Origin of the sequence: Aeromicrobium duanguangcaii (assembly GCF_024508295.1) — a bacterium.
Lineage (GTDB): Bacteria > Actinomycetota > Actinomycetes > Propionibacteriales > Nocardioidaceae > Aeromicrobium > Aeromicrobium duanguangcaii.
Genome location: NZ_CP101990.1, coordinates 994011 through 1008358 on the forward strand (window position 1 = coordinate 994011; position 14348 = coordinate 1008358).

Sequence of the window (14348 nt, forward strand, 5' to 3'; positions counted from 1 at the left end):
GGCTGACCGTTCCGGCGGGTAGGAGGTGCACGCGGGCGGGCACCCTCTTGCTAGGGCGTGACGTCCTCGGTCACGGCTCCGGACGTGCTGGCCGACAGTACCGCCTCGGCGGTCGCGAGCGCCTGGTTGCGGATGTCGGGGACGGCCGTCGACTCCCACAGCTCGCCGCGACGCAGCGCGCCCAGGACCCAGATCGGCGCCTGCGGGTGACCGGACGAGCCGACGAGGCGGCCGCCCCGCGTGCGAAAGCCCATGCCCGCCGTGGCGGTGACCGCGAGACTGCCGTCGGGCCGCGGCCGCAGCAGGTCGTCGAGCAGCGGGTCGTGGAGATTGCGGACGTCGGTGTCCGGGCCCGTGGCGTTCACGACCCATCCGACGTCGCGCACGCTTCCGTCCGAGAGGTGCACGCGCAGGCCGTTGTCCAGGACCTCGGCGTCCGTCACCTGGGCCGCGTAGGTCGCCAGCCGGCCGCCGACGTGCAGGTCGTCGATGCGGCGTGCGCTGGGTGAGGGGATGCGGTGGCGGACCCGGTTCCACTCGCCGGCGTGGTCGCGCAGGAACGTCACTCGGTCGGCCTCGTCGAGCCGTCCCCAGAGGTCCTGCACGAGGTGGCGCAGGCCGTCGACGCCCGGGCGCCAGTCGCCGGTGAGTCGCTCGGCGGAGGTCAGGTGTGCCCGCACGTGGGACACGATGGCGTCGAGCGCGTGGCCCCACTCGCTGATGTCCGGGACGGCGGGCGCCTGCGGGCCGTCGGCATGGCGGCGGGGGAGCTCACCACTGCGGCTCACGGCATGGACGAAGCGATCGCTGCGGGCGTTCGTCGTGACGGTCGAGACGATGTCGACCATCGTCAGGCCCGTGCCCACGACGAGGACGTCGGGCAGGGACGCGACGTCATGGCGCACCCGCTCCAGCATCCCCGGGGCCCACGGGTCGGGCAGGAAGCGCTCGCTGTCACGCAGGGCCGGGGGCGCCCACGCGACCGAGGGGACGGGCAGTCCCGTGCCGATGACGAGAGCCTGCCCCGTGACGGTGCTGTCGTCGTCGAGGGTCACCGTGACGCCGTGCGTGTCGTGCTCCACCCCGACCGCGCGTCGGCGCACGTGACGCAGGGTCACCCGCGAGCCGGCGTCCGCCAGGGCGCTCGAGAGCGTGTCGGCGAGATAGCGACCCCAGGCGGCGCGAGGTGCGAACTCGTGCGGGTCGACCTCGTCGCCCGTCGTCGCCGCGCGCCACCGGGCGAAGTGGCCGGGGTCGTCGGGGAGGGCGCTCATGCCCGATGCCGGGACGTTGAGCAGGTGGGTCGGGTCGGTCGTGCCGAACGCCGTGCCGGTGCCGAGGTCCTCGGCCGGGTCGATCACGACCAGGTCCACGCCGTCCGTCGCCTCGCGCGCGAGGTGCAAGGCCGCCAGCGAGCCGGCGGCGCCGCCACCGACGACGACCACGGTGGGACGGGCGGACGGGGTGTTCATGTTGTCAAGTAAACCGCACGACTTACAGATATTCGGTGGTGGCCTCGCCGCCGTGACGGGCGCCACGGTGCGTGGAGACGGGGCGGAACGCGGTCAGGCCGGGGCGTTCACGTGCAGCGCGGCGTGGCGGGCGACGTGGTCGAAGAGGGCGCGAGCCGCCGGCGCCGGCCGCCCGCCGCGACGGCGCAGCATGACCAGCCGGATCACGGTCTCCTCGTCGTCGATCGGCCGGAACGCGAGCGCGCCGTTGGCCTCCAACGGGTCGCCCTGCAGGCCGAAGTCAGGCATCAGGGACACCCCGATCCCGGACGACACCATCTGCTTGCTGACGTCGGCGCTGTCGGCGGTGTGCCACTTCAGCGGTGGCGAGTCGCCGAACACCCGCCGGGCCACGCGGTCCATGAGATATCCCGGGCGGGCGCCGATGAACACCTCCTGGCGCAGGTCGTCGACCGACACCCGCGCCTGTCGGGCCAGGGCGGCGTTCCCCGGCAGGACGGCGACGGGACGCCCGTGGATCAGCTCGGTCGCCTCGAGATCGGGAGGGACGTCGTCACCGGGCAGCAGGCTGACGAGTCCGAAGTCGAGGGAGCCGTCCCGCAGGCCATCGCGCACCTCCACGTGCCGCAGCTGGCGCAGATCGACGGTGGTGTGCTCGTGGTCGATCTCGTGACTGAGCATCGCCGGCAGCACGATCGCCGTCATGCCGAAGTACACGCTGCCGACGCGCACCGGACGGTGGAACTCGGACTCGCCACGAGCAGCGGCCCGCAGCCGGTCGGCTGCGTCCAGCACCTCGAGGATCCGCGGCAGCAGCTCGCGCCCGGTGCCGTTGATGCGCGTGCCGGAGCGGTGCCGGTCCAGCAGGGTCACGCCCAGCTCGCGCTCGAGCTTGGTGACCGCCTCGCTCAACGCGGGCAGGGACACGTGGAGGTGCTCGCCGGCCCGTCGCAGCGAGCCGTGCTCACCGACGGCGCGGACGTACTCCAGCTGCTCCAGGCGCATGGCTTCCTTCCGATCTCCGGTGACGCTACGTGATCGGCGGGGCCGTTCAGGTGATCTCCCGCGTCGTGAGACGGCCGCGACCGCGACGCCGGAATCCCTAGCGTCGTCAGCACCCGCCCTCGAGAGGAGGCACCTCGCATGAGTCACTCCCGCACACATCGCCCGGTCCGCACCGCGGTCGTCGTCGGCAACCCGAAGCCCGAGTCACGCACGCTGTCCGCCGCCACGTACGTCGCCCGTGAGCTGACCGGATCCGAGCCGGACCTGGTCATCGACCTGGCGACCCTCGGGGCGGAGGTGCTCGACCACGGCTCGGCTCGGGTCGCCGAGCTGGTCGGGCTGGTCGGACGGGCCGACCTCGTCGTCGTGGCGTCGCCGACCTACAAGGGCACCTACACCGGCCTGCTCAAGGTGTTCCTCGACAGGTTCGCGGGCGGCACCGGCCTTCGAGGGCTGGCAGTGCCGTTGCTGCTCGGCGCGGGCTCGCAGCACGCCCTGGCGTCGGAACTGACGTTGCGACCGGTCCTCACCGAGCTGGGCGCGACCGTCCTGGGGAGGGGCCTGTTCGTCCTCGACACCCAGTACGAGGAGCCGGCGGCCTACGCCCCGTGGCTCGAGGAGGTCCGGCCGATGGCGCAGGCCCTGCTGCAGGCGGTCGCATGACGGCCGCGTTCCCGACCAACCAGGACCTCGACCCCCAAAGGCTCCGCTCGGCCTTCGGCAACTTCCCGACGGGGGTCGTGGCGGTGGCGGCCGAGGTCGACGGGGTGCCCGTCGGCCTGGCCGCCAGCAGCTTCACGAGCGTGAGCCTCGACCCGCCGCTGGTGTCGATCAACCTCGCCGCGACGTCCAAGACCTGGCCCGACCTGCGGCGCGCGGTCAAGCTCGGGGTGACGGTGCTCGCCAGCCACCACGGCCCACTGTGCCGGCAGCTGGCCGGGGCGGTCGGGCAGCGGTTCACGGGCGTCGACTACAGCGTCAGCCCCGAGGGGTCGATCTTCATCGACGACGGGATGGCCACGTTCGACACGACGATCCATCGCGAGGTGCCGGCCGGCGATCACATCCTGGTGCTGCTGGAGCTCCACGCCGTCGAACACCGGTCGGACGGGGGACCGCTGCTGTTCCACCGCAGCGTGTTCGGCCAGTTGGCGGCTGCCGAGTGACGGTGGGATGCGAAGGGCCCCGCACTGCCGGAGCAGTGCGGGGCCCTCGAGCGTTTCAGGCGCGGTCGCGCTCCGCGGCGATCGTGGTGTCGTCACCGTGGCCGGTGTGCACGACGGTCTCGCCCGGGAGGGTGAAGAGACGCGCGGCGATCGACTCACGGATGACGTCGGCGTCGCTGTAGGAGCGACCCGTGGCGCCGGGGCCACCCTGGAAGAGCGTGTCGCCGGTGAAGACGCAGCCCAGGTCCTCGGCCAGCAGGCACGTCGCGCCGGGCGCGTGGCCCGGGGTGTGGATCGCACGCAGGGTCGTGCCGCCGACCGTGAGCTCGGTGCCGTCCGTGAGGTCGCGGTCCCAGGACACGTTCGTGTGGGTCAGCTCCCACAGCGGGCGCTCGTCGGGGTTGAGCCAGATCGGCGCACCGGTCCGCTCGCGCAGCTCGGGCGCGACCCGGCAGTGGTCGTCGTGGGCGTGGGTCAGCACGATCGCGGTGACCTTGCGGTCGCCGACGATCTGCATGATCGCGTCCACGTCGTGCGGCGCGTCGATGACGATGCACTCGCTGTCGTCACCGACGACCCAGACGTTGTTGTCGACGTCGAACGTCTCGCCGTCGAGGCTGAAGGTGCCCGAGACGACGCCGTGGTCGATGCGCGCGGTCATCAGAGCACCACCACCGAGCGCAGCACGTCGCCGTGGTGCATCTTCTCGAAGGCCGCCTCGACGTCCTCGATGCCGATCTCCTCGGTGACGAAGGCGTCCAGGTCGAGCCGGCCCTGCTGGTACAGGTCGACGAGCATCGGGAAGTCGCGGCTGGGCAGGCAGTCGCCGTACCAGCTGGACTTGAGCGCTCCACCGCGTCCGAAGACGTCGATCAGGGGCAGCTCGGGCACCGTCATGTCCGGGGTCGGCACGCCGACGAGGACGACCGTGCCGGCGAGGTCGCGGGCGTAGAACGCCTGCTTCCAGGTCTCGGGTCGGCCGACGGCCTCGATGACCACGTCGGCGCCCTCGGCGCCCTCGTAGGTCTGCGCGCAGATCCGCTTGATCTCCTCGACCGGATCGACCTGCGAGGAGTCGACGGTGTGGGTCGCGCCCATCTTCCGTGCGGCCTCGAGCTTCGCCGGGTCGATGTCGACCGCGATGATCGGGCTGGCGCCCGCGAGAGCCGCACCCGCGACGGCGGCGACCCCCACGCCGCCGCAGCCGATGACGGCCGCGGAGCGCCCGCGGGTCAGCGCGCCGGTGTTGATGGCGGCACCGATGCCGGCCATGACCCCACAGCCCAGCAGGCCGACGGCGGCGGGACGCGCCTCCGGGTCGACCTTCGTGCACTGGCCGGCGGCGACGAGCGTCTTCTCGATGAACGCGCCGATACCCAGGGCGGGGGAGAGCTCGGTCCCGTCCTCCAGCGTCATCTTCTGCTTGGCGTTGTGCGTGGCGAAGCAGTACTGCAGGTCGCCGCGCTTGCACGCGCGGCACTCACCGCAGACGGCGCGCCAGTTGAGGACGACGAAGTCACCCGGGGCGACCTCGGTGACGCCGTCGCCGACGGCCTCGACGATGCCGGAGGCCTCGTGGCCGAGCAGGAACGGGAACTCGTCGTTGATGCCGCCCTGGCGGTAGTGCAGGTCGGTGTGGCAGACGCCGCACGCCTGGATCTTCACGACGGCCTCGCCCGGACCCGGATCGGGGACGTTGATGGTGACCAGTTCGACCGGTGCGTCCTTCGCTCGCGCGATGACGCCCTTGACCTGCTGCACGGGTGACTCCTTCGTTGCGGGGGGTGGTCGTTCGAGCGTGCCAGACGACCGTCTGCGAGTGGTAGTGGGGCCCGCTCTCGCCTTCAGGCCGGAGGGGATATTGGATGCTGAGATCGCAGGGTAAAACGCTCGACATTCGAACACATGACCCAATAAGGTGTGGGTATGGATTCGGGGGTCGACGAGCTGGTCGGTGCACTGCGCACGGCGGCGCACGCCGTGCGCTCGGTGACCACGTCGACCGCCGACGAGTTGCGGGCTCTGGCGCAGGTGCGTGATGCGGTCGAGGCTGCAATGGCCGAGCGGCTGTCCGAGTTGGACGAGTCGCGGGGGTATGTGGCTGAGGATGCTTCGAGTGTGTCGACGTGGGCCCGGCGTGAGTTGCGTCAGGACGCACGGCGCACCCGCCAGCTGATCCGGGCTGCGGGCACGATGCGCGAGCTTTCCGAGGTGGGCCAGGCCGCACGGGCCGGTCGGATCTCGATCGATCATGTCGCGCGGTTCTCGTTCGCGTTGGCCCATGTCGACCAGGTCGAGGTGCGACGGTGGGAGTCACACCTGGTCACGGTGGCGCTGCTGCACCCGCCGTCGCGGGTCCAGTCGCTGGTCGACCGGTTGCGGGCCATCCTCCATGCCGAGGAGCTGGACGAGGCGTGGATCGCCGGCGCCGACAAGGCGCACCTGACGCTGAACGCCCTGCAGGACGGCTGGCACGTCACCGGCTTCCTGCCCATCGACGTCGGCGCGAAGCTCAATGTCGTCCTCGACGCGGTCTCCGTGCCACGTGAGGCGGGGGACCGGCGATCGGCGTCCGAGCGCCGCATCGACGGCCTGGATCAGCTGCTCACCCGTGTGCTCGCCGAGGGCCTGCCCACCGATGGCACGGTGCGTCCGCAGATTCACGTCCTGGTCGATGCGGGCACCCTGCAGCAGGCGCTCGCGCCCCACATCGAGAGCGCGTTCGAGCCGGTCGAGCCGGCGGTGCTCCACGGCTTCGGCCACATCGGACCGAACCTGCTGGCGCACCTGACCTGTGGCGCCGACCTCATCCCGGTCCTGGTCGACCGAGTCGGCCCGAACCGTACCGTGCTGGACGTCGGCCGCCGCCATCGTGACGCGACCGCGAAGCAACGCCACGCGGTCTGGGTCCAGCAAGAAGGCCGCTGCGACACCGACCACTGCCACCATCCGATCGACGACGTCCACCACCGGAAGCGATGGTCCGACGGCGGCCCGACCGACCTGGCCAACCTCGTCGGACTCTGCACCGCCTGCCACCGCCACACCCACCGCCACGACACGGTGCTGGCCAGGGCCGGCTGATCGCCCCACGGTCATGTCCGATTCCCGCGAGAAGTGTTGTCGTGCGTGGGACAGGATGGGAGTCATGGACCCCGTCGACTGCTACCGCGCCGTGAGTGCTCGGGACGCGCGGTTCGACGGTGTCTTCTACACGGCCGTCCGCACGACGGGCATCTACTGCCGGCCCTCGTGCCCGGCCATGACGCCGCGGGAGTCGAACGTCGCCTTCTACCCGTCCGCGGCCGCCGCCGAGGTGGCCGGCTTCCGCGCCTGCCGCCGCTGCCGGCCCGACAGCACGCCGGGATCGCCCGAGTGGAACGCCCGTGCGGACGTCGTCGCGCGAGCGGTCCGGCTGATCGGCGACGGGGTCGTCGAGCGCGAGGGCGTCAGCGGACTCGCCGGCCGGCTCGGCTACAGCGAGCGCCAGATCAACCGCCTCGTCACCTCCGAGCTGGGCGCGGGGCCGCAGGCGATCGCCCGCAGCAATCGGGCACGCACGGCCCGGGTCCTGCTCGAGACCACGGCGATGCGGGTTGCGGACGTGGCGTTCGCCGCGGGCTACGGGTCCGTGCGGCAGTTCAACGACTCCGTTCGTGAGTCGTTCGGGCTCACCCCGCGTGAGCTGCGCGCCCGGTCGCGGCGTGCGGTCCACGAGGGCGCAGGCCGGATCCGGCTCGAGCTGGCCGTCCGGCCGCCGTTCCACTCCGCGGGCCTGCTGGAGTGGTTCGCGCCGCGCGCGATCGAGGGGGTCGAGGCGGTCGGCGAGCGCACCTACGCCCGCGTCCTCAACCTGCCGCACGGCGTCGGCGCGGTCGAGCTGGAGATGCACGACGACCACGTCACCGCCGACCTGGAGCTGACCGACCTGCGAGACCTGGCGACCGCCGTGCACCGCTGTCGCCGGCTGCTCGACCTCGATGCCGATCCCGTGGCGATCGACGAGGCGCTGTCGGCCGATCCGCTCCTGGCCGACCTCGTGCGGGAGGTGCCCGGGATCCGACTGCCCGGCCAGGTCGACGGGTTCGAGATGGTGCTGCGCGCCATCGTCGGCCAGCAGGTCTCGGTGGCCGGGGCCCGCACGATCCTGGGCCGGATCACCCGCTCGCGCGGCACCGAGGTGGAGCTTGAGCTGGCGCGTCGGCACGGGCTCACGCACGCCTTCGCCACCGCCGAGTCCGTCGCCGAGGCGGTGCCCGAGGAGTTCGCCATGCCCCGAGGCCGCGCCGGGGCGATCATCGCGGTCGCCCACGCGATGGCCTCGGGAGAGCTGGACCTCGATCCGGGCGCCGACCGGGAGCGCGCACGCGAGCAGCTCCTCGCCGTCCGCGGCGTGGGCCCGTGGACCGCCGACTACGTCAGGATGCGGGCACTCGGCGATCCCGACGTCCTGCTCGACACCGACCTCGTGCTGCGCCGTGTCCTCGCGCGTGAGGGGCTCGACCGGGCACGCACCGACCGGTGGCGACCGTGGCGGTCGTACGCCTCACTGCACCTGTGGAGGACGGCATGAAGACACGTTGGATGGACTCGCCGATCGGCGGCCTGCGACTGCACGTCGACGCCGGACTGCTGACGGCGATCACGTTCGATGCCGAACCGGACGGCGCCCCCGTGGCCGACGACCTGCTCGACGAGGTCGAGCGCCAGCTGGGGGAGTACTTCGCCGGGGAGCGCCGCGAGTTCGACCTCCCGCTCGCGGCGGACGGCACGGAGTTCCAGAAGAAGGTGTGGGCGTACCTGCGGAAGGTCCCGTACGGCGAGACCGTGACGTACGGCCAGATCGCCACCGACCTGGGCTACGAGCCGGGCATCTCGCGCGCGGTCGGCGCCGCCAACGGCGCCAACCCGATCCCGATCATCGTGCCGTGCCACCGCGTCATCGGATCGAATGGCAGGCTGACCGGGTACGCCGGAGGGCTCGAGCGCAAGCAGATCCTGCTCGACCTCGAGCGCCCCGGCCTGTTCTGACCGACGGTCAGCGCCGCAGGTTCTGCGAGAGCTTCTCGGCGGCCGCCACGACGGCCGGCGCGTGCATGCGGCCGGGCTGGCGCGTGAGCCGCTCGAGCGGACCCGAGACCGACACCGCGGCGACCACCTTGCCGCTGGGGGAGCGGACGGGTGCCGAGACCGAGCCGACGCCCGGCTCGCGCTCACCGACGCTCTGGGCCCAGCCGCGCTTGCGCACGGCGGACAGCTCGGCGGCCGAGAAGGTGGCCTTCATGAGGCCCTTGTTCATGCGCTCGGGGTCCTCCCACGCCAGCAGGACCTGAGCGGCGGAGCCGCCCGCCATCGTCAGCTGGCTGCCGACGGGGATCGAGTCGCGCAGACCCGTCGGCCGGTCGGCCGCCGCGACGCACACGCGGTGGTCGCCCTGACGACGGAACAGCTGGGCCGACTCGCCCGTGATGTCGCGCAGCCGGGCCAGCACGGGACCGGCCGCGGCGAGCAGTCGGTCCTCGCCCGCAGCAGCGGCCAACTCGGACAATCGCGGGCCTAGAATGAAGCGTCCCTGCATGTCGCGCGCCACCAGTCGGTGGTGTTCCAGGGCCACCGCGAGGCGGTGTGCGGTCGGCCGGGCCAGGCCCGTGGCGGTCACGAGGCCGGCCAGTGTCGCCGGTCCCGGCTCGAGCGCCGCCAGTACGAGGGCGGCTTTGTCAAGAACGCCGACTCCGCTAGAGTTGTCCATGTCTTGATACTGCCGTATCGCATTGTGAGACGCAACCCCCGAACTGAGAGAGAACCATGGGCAAGACGCTCGCTGAGAAGATCTGGGACGACCACGTCGTCCGTTCCGCCCCGGGAGAGCCGGACCTGCTGTTCATCGACCTCCACCTGCTTCATGAGGTCACGAGCCCTCAGGCGTTCGACGGACTGCGTCTCTCCGGGCGCAGCGTGCGTCGTCCCGACCTCACCCTGGCGACCGAGGACCACAACATCCCGACGACCGACCTCGACAAGCCGATCGCCGACCCCGTGTCGCGCACGCAGGTCGAGACGCTGCGCCGCAACTGCGCCGAGTTCGGCGTCCGCCTGCACCCGATGGGCGACATCGAGCAGGGCATCGTCCACGTCGTCGGACCGCAGCTGGGCCTGACCCAGCCCGGCATGACGATCGTGTGCGGCGACTCGCACACCTCGACGCACGGCGCGTTCGGCTCGATCGCCTTCGGCATCGGCACCAGCGAGGTCGAGCACGTCCTGGCCACGCAGTCGCTGTCGCAGGCCAAGCCCAAGATGATGGCCGTCGAGGTCCTCGGCGACCTGCCCGCGGGCACCACCGCGAAGGACCTGATCCTGGCGCTCATCACCCAGGAGACCACCGGCGGCGGCCAGGGCTACATCGTCGAGTACCGCGGCGAGGCGATCCGCAAGCTCTCGATGGAAGAGCGCATGACGATCTGCAACATGAGCATCGAGTGGGGCGCCAAGGCCGGTCTGATCGCGCCCGACGAGACCACGTTCGACTACATCCAGGGCCGTCCGCACGCGCCGCAGGGCGCCGACTGGGACGCGGCCGTCGAGTACTGGAAGGGCCTCGTCACCGACGAGGACGCCCACTTCGACAAGGTCGTCACGATCGACGCCTCGCAGGTCACGCCGTGGGTCACGTGGGGCACCAACCCCGGCCAGGGCGTCGCGCTGTCGGGCCTGGTCCCGAACCCGGACGACTTCGCCGATCCCGACGAGCGCGAGGCCGCGGCCAACGCGCTGCGCTACATGGGCCTCGAGGCCGGCACGCCGATGCGCGACATCACGGTCGACACCGTCTTCGTCGGCTCGTGCACCAACGGCCGCATCAGCGACCTGCGTCGCGCCGCCGAGCTCATCAAGGGCAAGAAGGTCGCCGACGGCACGCGCATGCTGGTCGTCCCGGGCTCGGTCCGGGTGCGCCTGCAGGCCGAGGAGGAGGGCCTCGACGTCGTCTTCAAGGAGGCCGGCGCCGAATGGCGTGGCGCGGGCTGCTCGATGTGCCTGGGCATGAACCCCGACCAGCTGACGCCGGGCGAGCGCAGTGCCTCGACCTCCAACCGCAACTTCGAGGGCCGTCAGGGCAAGGGTGGCCGCACGCACCTGGTCTCGCCCGACGTCGCCGTCGCCACCGCCGTCACGGGCCACCTGGCCTCGCCGGCCGAGCTCTGAGGACTCACACCATGGACAAGTTCATCTCGCACACCGGTGTCGGCGCCCCGCTGCGTCGCAGCAACGTCGACACGGACCAGATCATCCCCGCGGTCTACCTCAAGCGCGTCACCCGCACGGGCTTCGAGGACGGCCTGTTCGCCGCGTGGCGCAACGATCCCGAGTTCGTGCTGAACCAACCCGCCTACCAGAACGCCACCGTGCTGGTCGCCGGTCCGGACTTCGGCACGGGCTCCTCGCGTGAGCACGCCGTGTGGGCGCTGCAGAACTACGGCTTCAAGGTCATCATCAGCCCGCGCTTCGGTGACATCTTCCGCGGCAACTCGGGCAAGGCCGGGCTGCTTGCGGCGCAGGTCGACGAGAAGGTCGTCGCCGCGCTGTGGGCGTACCTCGAGGCCAACCCGGGCGCGCAGATCGGCGTCGACCTGGAGTCGCGCACGATCTCGGCCGGCGAGGGCGTCGACCGGATCGAGGACTCGTTCACGATCGACGACTACACGCGCTGGCGCCTGCTGGAGGGCCTGGACGACATCGGCATCACGCTGGGTCACGCGGACGACATCGCCGCGTACGAGGCGAAGCGCCCGAGCTTCAAGCCCGCGACGCTCTGACGCTCGCGCCTGACATGGGACGGCCGTACTAGGGTCGTCCCATGTCACGCACGCGTCCCCTGCCACCCGTGCTGCGGGTGGTCGTGTGGATCCTGCGGCCGATCTTCATGGTCGTCACCCGTCGCGACTGGCGCGGGGACGAGCATCTGCCGACGTCCGGCGGCTACGTCATCGCGGCCAATCACCTGTCGTACACCGATCCGTTCCTGCTCGGGCACTGGCTCGTCGACCACGACATCCCGCCGCGCTTCCTGGTCAAGGACCCGCTCTTCGCCGTGCCGGTCATCGGCCGGCTGCTGCGGATGGCCGAGCAGATCCCGGTGTACCGGGGCACCGGCCTGGCCGCGGAGTCGCTGCGCGCCGCGATCCACGCCGCCGAGGCCGGCTCGATCGTCACGATCTACCCCGAGGGCACGATGACGCGCGATCCGCAGGGATGGCCGATGTCGGGCCGCGACGGCGCCGTCCGCACGGCGCACGCCGCAGGCGTTCCCCTCGTGCCCGTGGCCCAGTGGGGCCCGCAGGCGATCATGTGGCCCTACCGCCGCGAGTTCCGGCTGTTCCCCCGCAAGACGATCCACGTGCGCGCCGGTGCGCCGATCGACCTGTCCGACCTGGGGGAGCACCCCACGCAGGCCCAGTTCCACGCCGCGACCGATCGGCTGATGGACGCCATCACGGCGCTGCAGTCGCAGATCCGCGGCGAGGTCCCGACCTCGCCGCGCATCGACGTGCGTACGTTGAGCAAGCCCAAGACCCGATACGAGGAGAGCTGATGGTCACTGCTGCAGTCATGGGAGCCGGGTCCTGGGGCACCGCCTTCTCGATCGTGCTGGCCGATGCCGGCCACGACGTCCACCTGTGGGGGCGTCGCGAGGAGACCTGCGCCAACATCAACGAGCGTCACGAGAACACCGAGTACCTCCCCGGTCTCGAGCTGCCCGAGACCGTCCGCGCCACGACCGATCCCGCGACGGCCCTGGCCGGCGCCTCCATCGTGGTGCTCGCCGTGCCGTCGCAGACCCTGCGCGCCAACCTCGAGTCGTGGGGTCACCTCATCGATCCGTCGGCCGTGATGGTCAGCCTGATGAAGGGCGTCGAGCTGGGGTCGCACCTGCGCATGAGCGAGGTCATCGCCGAGCTCACCGGCGCCGGTCCCGAGCGGATCGCGGTCATTACCGGCCCCAACCTGGCCAAGGAGATCGCCAAGCGTGAGCCGGCCGCCAGCGTCGTCGCGTGCGCGGACGCGTCCGTGGCGCTGCAGCTGCAGAAGTACTGCCACACGCCGGCCTTCCGCCCCTACACGAACCAGGACGTCGTCGGCTGCGAGCTGGCCGGCACGGTCAAGAACATCATCGGCCTGGCGGTCGGCGTGTGCGACGGTCTCGATTTCGGCGACAACACCAAGGCGTCGGTCATCACCCGCGGACTGGCCGAGACGGCGCGCTTGGGGCTCGCGATGGGCGCCGACCCGATGACGTTCATGGGTCTGGCCGGCCTGGGCGACCTCGTGGCCACCTGCTCGTCGCCGCTGTCGCGCAACCGCACCTTCGGCGAGAAGCTCGGCCGCGGCATGACCGTCGAGGAGATCACCTCGCAGACCCGCCAGGTGGCCGAGGGCGTGAAGTCCTGCGTCTCGGTCGCCGAGCTGGCCCGCCTCCACGGCGTCGACATGCCGATCGTCGAGCACGTCCGTGCCCTCGTCGACGGCACGATGACCCCGGCCGAGCTGGTCGAGACCCTCATCAGCCGCTCGGCCAAGGCCGAGACCCGCTGACCCCCGTCCCGAGATTTGCTCCCAATCTGACCTTTCAGACCCTCTGAAAGGTCAGCTGCGGAGCAAATCTCGGGGCGCGGGGACTCAGCCCAGGGCGGCCTCGATGTCGGCCCAGAGGTCCTCGACGGCCTCGATGCCGACGCTGAGCCGGATCAGGCCGGCCGGGATGGTCTCGGGCTCGGCGGGGAAGCGGCGGCGGCGCTCCCAGGTCGACTCGACGCCGCCCAGGCTCGTGGCGTGGGTGATGACGCGGCTGGACTCCGTCGTGCGCTGCGCGTGCTCGGGGTCGTCGATGACGAAGCAGACCATGGTCCCGAAGCCCGGGTAGCGGACCTCGGAGACGGCGGGGTGGGCCTTGAGCCGGTCGGCCAGGACCGCCGCGCTGGACTCGGCGCGGTCAAGCCGGACGGCCAGGGTGCGGACGCCGCGAGCCGCAAGGAAGCTCTCCAGCGCGCCGGGGATCGCGCCGTGCAGCGACCGGTGTTGCAGGAGGCGCTCGAACAGTGCGTCGTCGGCGGTCGCCATGACGCCGAGCACCAGGTCGCTGTGCCCGCCGAGCAGCTTCGAGGCCGAGTGGGCCACGATGTCGGCGCCGTACGACAGCGGCCGATCGCGCAGGGGAGTGCGGAAGGTGTTGTCGACGGCGACGAGGGCGCCGGCGTCCTTCGCGGCGGAGACGAGCGTCGGCAGGTCGCCGACCTCCATCGCCGGGTTGGTGGGCGACTCGAGCCAGACCAGGTCGGCGCCGGCGAACGCCGCGATGCTGCCCTCGGTGTCCGACGGATCGATCAGGCGCACCTCGTACGGCCCGCTCTGCACGAGGCTCGTCGTGCCGTTGTAGCCGTGACGGGGGAGCACCACGACCGCGCCCGGCTCGACCAGGCCCAGGGTCGCCGCGGCCGTCGCGATGCCCGAGGCGAAGGCCAGGGCGCGACCGCCCTCGAGCTCGCCGACGACCTGCTCGAACGACTCGTAGGCCGGGTTGCCGTGGCGGCCGTACTCGAAGTCGCCGCCGGCGTGGAACGAGCTCGCGAGGGTGATCGGGGCGTTCAGCGGCGCGCCGGGCTGCTTGGCCGGGCGACCTGCGATGACGGTCACGGTGTCGGGCTGCATG

At 71.6% G+C, this 14348-nt stretch carries 15 protein-coding genes; 9 read left to right on the forward strand and 6 right to left on the reverse strand.

The window, feature by feature from the left end; all coding sequences use genetic code 11:
• Positions 1 to 50: 50 nt before the first annotated feature.
• Positions 51 to 1472 carry an FAD/NAD(P)-binding protein gene (locus NP095_RS05110; RefSeq protein ID WP_232417064.1) on the reverse strand — a complete coding sequence of 474 codons (1422 nt, stop codon included), beginning with the start codon at positions 1470 to 1472 and terminating at the stop codon, positions 51 to 53.
• 93 nt (positions 1473 to 1565) lie between these two features.
• The gene (locus NP095_RS05115) at positions 1566 to 2477 is read right to left on the reverse strand and encodes a LysR family transcriptional regulator (RefSeq protein WP_232417063.1); all 912 of its coding nucleotides are present in this window, start codon (positions 2475 to 2477) and stop codon (positions 1566 to 1568) included.
• Positions 2478 to 2615: 138 nt separating this feature from the next.
• On the opposite strand from NP095_RS05115, the gene NP095_RS05120 reads away from it, so the two are divergent.
• The gene (locus tag NP095_RS05120) at positions 2616 to 3140 is read left to right on the forward strand and encodes an NADPH-dependent FMN reductase (protein WP_232417062.1); all 525 of its coding nucleotides are present in this window, start codon (positions 2616 to 2618) and stop codon (positions 3138 to 3140) included.
• Complete coding sequence (locus NP095_RS05125) at positions 3137 to 3643, forward strand: flavin reductase family protein (RefSeq protein WP_232417061.1); 507 nt, start codon at positions 3137 to 3139, stop codon at positions 3641 to 3643. Before NP095_RS05120 ends, NP095_RS05125 begins: the two co-directional genes overlap by 4 nt.
• Before the next feature lie 55 nt (positions 3644 to 3698).
• Here NP095_RS05125 and NP095_RS05130 read toward each other — a convergent pair whose 3' ends face one another.
• Entirely contained in the window at positions 3699 to 4304 is a 606-nt protein-coding gene (locus NP095_RS05130; protein WP_232417060.1) for an MBL fold metallo-hydrolase, read from the reverse strand.
• Positions 4304 to 5404: an S-(hydroxymethyl)mycothiol dehydrogenase gene (locus NP095_RS05135; RefSeq protein WP_232417059.1), complete on the reverse strand. Its 1101-nt coding sequence runs from the start codon at positions 5402 to 5404 to the stop codon at positions 4304 to 4306. The genes NP095_RS05130 and NP095_RS05135 overlap by 1 nt, the downstream gene beginning before the upstream one ends.
• 165 nt (positions 5405 to 5569) lie before the next feature.
• Between NP095_RS05135 and NP095_RS05140 the strand changes: the two genes are divergently transcribed.
• From NP095_RS05140 to NP095_RS05150, 3 genes are all read left to right on the forward strand, one after another.
• Complete coding sequence (locus tag NP095_RS05140; RefSeq protein WP_232417058.1) at positions 5570 to 6727, forward strand: HNH endonuclease; 1158 nt, start codon at positions 5570 to 5572, stop codon at positions 6725 to 6727.
• A gap of 64 nt (positions 6728 to 6791) precedes the next feature.
• Positions 6792 to 8216 carry an AlkA N-terminal domain-containing protein gene (locus NP095_RS05145; RefSeq protein WP_304523538.1) on the forward strand — a complete coding sequence of 475 codons (1425 nt, stop codon included), beginning with the start codon at positions 6792 to 6794 and terminating at the stop codon, positions 8214 to 8216.
• Positions 8213 to 8674: a methylated-DNA--[protein]-cysteine S-methyltransferase gene (locus NP095_RS05150; RefSeq protein ID WP_232417056.1), complete on the forward strand. Its 462-nt coding sequence runs from the start codon at positions 8213 to 8215 to the stop codon at positions 8672 to 8674. The genes NP095_RS05145 and NP095_RS05150 overlap by 4 nt, the downstream gene beginning before the upstream one ends.
• 7 nt (positions 8675 to 8681) lie before the next feature.
• Here the strand turns inward: NP095_RS05150 and NP095_RS05155 are convergent, their stop codons facing one another.
• Entirely contained in the window at positions 8682 to 9392 is a 711-nt protein-coding gene (locus NP095_RS05155) for an IclR family transcriptional regulator (protein ID WP_232417055.1), read from the reverse strand.
• A 56-nt stretch (positions 9393 to 9448) separates the two neighbouring features.
• Here NP095_RS05155 and leuC point away from each other — a divergent pair, with 56 nt between their 5' ends.
• Genes leuC through NP095_RS05175 form a run of 4 tightly spaced genes read left to right on the forward strand, consistent with a single transcriptional unit; the run spans position 9449 to position 13234 of the window.
• Complete coding sequence (leuC, locus tag NP095_RS05160) at positions 9449 to 10846, forward strand: 3-isopropylmalate dehydratase large subunit (protein ID WP_232417054.1); 1398 nt, start codon at positions 9449 to 9451, stop codon at positions 10844 to 10846.
• 11 nt (positions 10847 to 10857) lie between these two features.
• Entirely contained in the window at positions 10858 to 11457 is a 600-nt protein-coding gene (gene leuD, locus NP095_RS05165; protein ID WP_232417053.1) for a 3-isopropylmalate dehydratase small subunit, read from the forward strand.
• 41 nt (positions 11458 to 11498) lie between these two features.
• Positions 11499 to 12233, forward strand: coding sequence for a lysophospholipid acyltransferase family protein (locus tag NP095_RS05170; RefSeq protein WP_232417052.1), 735 nt, complete (start codon positions 11499 to 11501; stop codon positions 12231 to 12233).
• Positions 12233 to 13234 carry an NAD(P)H-dependent glycerol-3-phosphate dehydrogenase gene (locus NP095_RS05175; protein WP_232417051.1) on the forward strand — a complete coding sequence of 334 codons (1002 nt, stop codon included), beginning with the start codon at positions 12233 to 12235 and terminating at the stop codon, positions 13232 to 13234. Before NP095_RS05170 ends, NP095_RS05175 begins: the two co-directional genes overlap by 1 nt.
• A gap of 84 nt (positions 13235 to 13318) precedes the next feature.
• On the opposite strand, the gene NP095_RS05180 is transcribed toward NP095_RS05175, so the two are convergent.
• Positions 13319 to 14347 carry a trans-sulfuration enzyme family protein gene (locus NP095_RS05180; protein WP_232417050.1) on the reverse strand — a complete coding sequence of 343 codons (1029 nt, stop codon included), beginning with the start codon at positions 14345 to 14347 and terminating at the stop codon, positions 13319 to 13321.
• Position 14348: the final 1 nt, after the last annotated feature.